The organism is Streptomyces sp. SP17BM10 (assembly GCF_036322405.1).
In the GTDB taxonomy this organism is placed as follows: Bacteria; Actinomycetota; Actinomycetes; order Streptomycetales; family Streptomycetaceae; genus Kitasatospora.
Map to the genome: position 1 here is coordinate 1 of NZ_JAQYXB010000373.1, position 324 is coordinate 324.

At 70.1% G+C, this 324-nt stretch carries 1 protein-coding gene; it reads right to left on the reverse strand.

Features of this window, described 5'->3' with window-relative positions; translation table 11 throughout:
* Positions 1-30: 30 nt before the first annotated feature.
* The coding region (locus tag PUR71_RS02830; RefSeq protein ID WP_329924694.1) for an RICIN domain-containing protein at positions 31-324 on the reverse strand (294 nt) is incomplete at its 5' end.

Here is a 324-nt window from a genome sequence, read left to right on the forward strand (position 1 = left end):
GACCCGTGTCCGACGGGGCTCCGTCCCTGATCAGGCGGTCGGCACGAACTTCTCGTTGCCGGCGCCGGGGACGCAGTCGAACAGGATGACCGGGGTCTTGTTGTCCCAGGTCGGGCCCGGGCCGGCGACGTTCAGGCAGCGGCCGCTGGCCGGGTTCAGGAGCTGGCCGTCAGCGGTCGCCCGGAACGTCTCGTTGGCGGCACCGTTGACGCAGTCGAACAGGATGATCGGGGTGAGGTTGCCCCAGGTCGGACCGGCGCCCGAGACGTTGACGCAGCGCTTGCTGGCCGGGTTGTACAGCTGGCCCGAGGCCGTCAGCTGGAA